Source organism: Microbacterium sp. Bi128 (assembly GCF_918698205.1).
This window is the reverse complement of sequence record NZ_CAKKMM010000319.1, coordinates 1-4,766: the sequence shown is the minus strand read 5'-3', so window position 1 is coordinate 4,766 and position 4,766 is coordinate 1. Positions and strand designations below refer to the sequence as shown.

The following is a 4,766-nucleotide window of genomic DNA, read 5'->3' as shown; positions in this document are numbered from 1 at the left end:
CGACGGATGCGGCGACTCAGCCCTGCGGCAGCGTCACCTGGATCATGCCCGCGGGGAACCGGTCGCGCGCGGAGACGTACAGCAGGTGGCGTTCGGTGTCGATGGAGACCCCGTAGACCTTGTTGCCGAACTCGTGCGCCGAGAGCCGCTTGACGAGGCTCAGGTCACCGGCGGAGAACACCGTCGCCCCGGACTGATCGAAGGTCGTGCTCTGGTTGCCCACGACCACCGTTCCGCTCTTGCCGTCCACCGCGATCGAGCGGAAGTCGGCGCCCGCGACCTGCTGGCGCTGCACCAGCGAGTAGTCGGACCCCTTGTACACCCGGATGCCCTCGGTCGAGCCGTCGGCATCGCTGTTGCTGACGTACAGCAGGTCGGCGACCGCGTCATAAGCGACACCGTGCGTGCGCCACGCGCCGCCGTCGGACGGTCCGGCGACGGTCTGCTTCAGCTCGCCCGTCACGGCGTCCGCGACGTCGAAGCCGCCGCCGCGGGTGGCACCGTAGACGAGCCCGCGACCGAAGTCGACGTCCATGCCGCGCACGCCGCCGCTGAACGCGAACGGACCGCGCACCTTGGCGCCGGACTCGGCATCCATGACCACCCAGTTCGAGCCGAATGCAACGTACAGCAGCCCGTTCTTCGCATCGAACGCGATGTCCCGCAGACCGTCCTGCACCGGGTCGGTGGTCGGCGCGGTCAGGGTGCGAACGACCGTGTCGGTCGCGGGATCGATCACGTGCACGCGTGCCGGACGCATCTCGTCAGCGACGAACACGTACCCGGTCGCCGGGTCGACCGCCGACCCGACCGGACGGATCTCGGCCGCATCGGCCGCCCCCTCGGTCGGGATGGCGCCCAGGGCACGAGAGACCCAGGGCTCGGCCGGCGCGGCGGGAAGCTCGGCCGGGAGCGTCACACGGATGAACCCGGTCGGGAACCGGTCGCGTGCCGACACGTACAGCGCGTGGCTCTTCGGGTCGATCGAGACCCCGTAGACCTTGTTGCCGTAGGTGTGGGCCGACAGCCTTTCGACGAGCCCGAGGTCGGCCGCCCGGTAGACCGAGACGCCCGAGTTCTCGAACGTGGTCGACTGGTGCCCGACCACGACGGCGCCGGTGGCGGAGTCGACATCGATCGAGCGGAAGTCCGCGCCGTCGATGGCGAGCGTGTCGACCAGCGTGTAGTCCGTGCCGTTGTAGACGCGGATGCCCTGGGTCGACCCCGAGGTGTCGCTGTTGCTGACGTAGATGAGGTTGTTCTTCTCGTCGTAAGCGACACCGTGGGTGCGCCACGGTCCACCGTCAGCGGGACCCTCGACCGCGGTGATGAGCTCGCCCGTCACCGCGTTGCGCACGTCGAAGCCGGTGCCACGGAGACCACCGAAGACGCGTCCGCCGGCGAAGTCGACGTCCATCCCTCGAACCCCGCCGCTGAAGGCGAAGGGCCCCGCGATCTTGTCGCCGGTCTTGGCGTCCATGACCACCCAGTTCCCACCGAACGCGACCGTCAGATGACCCGTGGCCGGGTCGAACGCGATGTCGCGCAGCCCGTCACCCGCCGGGTCCGTCGTCGGTGCCGTGAGGGTGCGGACGATCGTGTCCGTCTTCGGGTCGACGACGTGCACCCGTGCGGGACGCATCTCGTCGGCCACGTAGACGAAGCCGGTGGCGGGGTCGACCGCCGAGCCGACGGGACGGATCTCTGCGGCATCCGGCGCGCCCTCGGTCGGGAAGACCGTCAGAGCCTTCGGCTCGTACGGAGTACCGGGAACCTCGGGCTCCGTCGGGTCGGTCGGGTCCGTCGGGTCCGGGTCCGTCGGATCCGTGGGATCCGTCGGGTCCGTCGTCACGCGAGCGCTGACGGTGACCGCTTTGGGCTCCAGCTCCTCTCCGGGCGGGTTGAGGCGGAAGTCGCGGTTGGCGACGAAGACGCGCTGGTCTTCCTCGTCGATCGCGATGCCGTAGCCATCCTTACCGAACTGCGGTCCCACCTTGTCGACGAGGAGGTCGCCCCCCGCGAGGGAGTGCACGGAGAATCCGCCACGGTCGGCAGCGGTACCGGTGTAGCCGACGTAGAGCAGACCGCGCTCGCTGTCGATGTCGACCTGACGCGCGCCGGGGCGCACTTCACGTTCCCAGACCTGGGCGAAGCCCTTCTTCGCGTCGAAGACCTGGATGTCGGGGGTACCCGCGACTCCCTGGAACTTCGTCGAGGCGAGCATGCCGGTGGCCGGGTCCGCTGCGACGTAGTACGCATCCGCCGTGCCTCGGATCACTCCGAGCGAGACGCCGGTCGAGGCCTTGAAGACCTCGACGCCGCGAGCGGGAACGGCAACGTACACGTAGTCGTTCACCGGGTCCACGTCGATCGAACGCTGCGACTCGATGATCGGGTACGGCCCGCGCACGACCTGCCCGAACGTGTCATCGGCGATCGAGACGACCACCCAGTTGCGGTTCTGCTGACCCACGTAGAGAAGCTGACGCTCCTCGTCGATCCCCAGATCACGGATGTTCTCCGGCAGAGTCATCTCGCGGCGCACCGTGTCGGTGTCCGGGTCGATCTCGAAGATCTTCCGACCGTTCTGGTCACCCAGATACAGCACGTCACGACCCTGGTGGTAGGCCACACCCGCCGGCAACGCCGCCGTGTGATCCCCACCGACACTGTTCGGCATGACGGCGTCCAGAAGGGCCGTCTGCTCGTACTCGAAGTCGCCCGCGGGGACCTCGGGATCGGTCGGATCGGTCGGCCCCGGATCGGGGTTCGGCTCGCAACCGAGGCACGGCACGGGAGTCCCCGGATCGATGACCTGCGGCTCGACGCCGTCGACGACGAGCTTGGTGTCGCCGTCCTTGGTGATGGTGAACCCGTCGAAGAACTTGCCGTCGGCCGTACGCGACTCGAAACGGAGCGTGCCGCCGTTGATGTCGATCATCTGGTACGTCTGCAGGCCGGTCTCGAGGCGACGCAGGTGCGCGGCGTTCTCGTTCCAGTGGCGCGGGCCCGCATCGTAGAACTTCGACCCGACGCTGGACGAGACGTACACCGGGCCCGTCGAACTCCGGCTGGGGTCTGCGCCGGCCGGCAGGTTCTTCTCGTTGGCGACGAGGTTGCCGCGACCGTACGCGTGGTCGTGTCCGTTGAGCACGAGGTCGACGTTGTGCTTCTCGATGATCGGCCCCCACTCCTGACGGATGCCGAGGTTGTTCCGACCTTCCTCGAGCGAGTAGACGGGGTGGTGGAAGTACACCACGGCCCACCGCTGGGTGTTCTCCGTCAGCACCTTGTCGAGCCACTCGCCCTGGACGCGCAGACCTTCAGCGTCGGAGACGTTGCTGTTGAGCGAGATGAAGCGAACGCCCTCGTGGTCGGCGTAGTACACCGTGCCGGCGAGCTTGTCGTAGACCCCGCCCTCACCCTGCGGGCCGTTGTCTGCGTAGGTGTACATGCTCGAGAACTGCGACGAGAGCACCCCGTCGTACTCGTGGTTACCCGGGGTGGTCAACAGCTGCTGCGTGCCCAGACCGTAGGAGAAGGCCTCGTAGAGCTCGCCCCACTGCTGGTCGGAGTGCGCGTCGTTCACGAGATCGCCGACCTGCACGACGAGGTCGGCGTTCGGGCGGTCACGGAACGCATTACGCACCACGCGCGAGGCGTCACCGAGGATCCCGTTCTGCACGTCTCCGAGGTAGACGAACGAGAACCGGTCGTCCTCGGAGGCGGCCGCGGTGTCGAAGTCCTGCCATTCGCTGAAGTTCGTGCCGTCACCGACGCGATACATGTACGACACGCCGGGCTGCAGACCGCTCAGGGTGGCCGTGTGGACGACGTTCGTGTACCCGAGATCGGCGGCCTGCTCGACGCGGCTCTGCGCGTCGACCGAGAGCACGTTCGCCGGGTACGGCGCGGGGGTGAGGCTGCGGTACTCCACGACTCCCTGCGCGACGCCGGTGGACGAGCGCCACTTCACGACCTGCTGCGTCGTGGGATCGGCCGCGGGCAGCAGCGTGATGCGATCGGGGACGATCGACGGCGCGTAGCGCTCGGCGGCGGGGACGGATGCCGCGGACGCGGGCGCCGCGGTGGCGATGACGCCGCCGGTCGCGATCACACCCAAGGCGACACCGGCTGCAAGGACGCGACCGGCTGTACGGATGCGGGCCATGATCAGGAGGCCTTTCGGTTGCGAAGGACGGAGCGGAGGATGAGGACGGCACCGCCCGCGGCGAGGACGCCGCCGAGAACCATCAGGGTGACCGGAAGTGCGGCGCCCGTCGCGGGAAGCGATGCGGCACCGACGGCCGGCTGGGTCACGACGATCCCGATCGACGCGGTGCGCTTCGAGTCGAGGCCCGTCAGCACGATCGAGTGCTCACCGGGCTCCGTGCCGGCCGGGATCGTGACGGTCGCATTGAGCGCGCCCGTGGCATCGGCGGTCATCAGCGACAGGGTCACCGGCGTCGAGTGGAGCTCGACGGCGACCCGCTCGCCGGCGACGAAGCCGGTACCCGAGACGGACAGGGCTCCTCCGGGGGCGACCGTGTTGTCGCCGACCATGATCTTCGGGTCGCCACCGGGCGCAGGGGTGGGCGCGGGGCTCGTCGTCGGCTCGGAGGTCGGCCCGGCCGTCGGCGTCGGCTCGGTCGTCGGCTCCGCGGTCGGGGTCGGCGTCGCGGTCGGCGTCGGCTCCGCGGTCGGGGTCGGCGTCGCGGTCGGCGTCGGCTCCGCGGTCGGCGTCGGCTCCGCGGTCGGCGTCGGCG

At 69.2% G+C, this 4,766-nt stretch carries 3 protein-coding genes; 1 reads left to right on the top strand and 2 read right to left on the bottom strand.

From position 1 onward, the window contains the following. Nucleotides 1-16 precede the first annotated feature (16 nt). Nucleotides 17-4,171, bottom strand: coding sequence for a metallophosphoesterase (locus LQV45_RS18005; protein WP_230008200.1), 4,155 nt, complete (start codon nt 4,169-4,171; stop codon nt 17-19). A 2-nt stretch (nt 4,172-4,173) separates the two neighbouring features. Continuing rightward, nucleotides 4,174-4,563, bottom strand: a complete 390-nt coding sequence (locus tag LQV45_RS18000; RefSeq protein ID WP_230008199.1) for a hypothetical protein — start codon at nt 4,561-4,563, stop codon at nt 4,174-4,176. Here LQV45_RS18000 and LQV45_RS17995 point away from each other — a divergent pair. After that, nucleotides 4,562-4,766 (top strand): hypothetical protein (locus LQV45_RS17995; protein WP_230008198.1); only part of this gene is annotated, 205 nt, incomplete at its 3' end. The two genes, LQV45_RS18000 and LQV45_RS17995, sit on opposite strands and share 2 nt — an antisense overlap.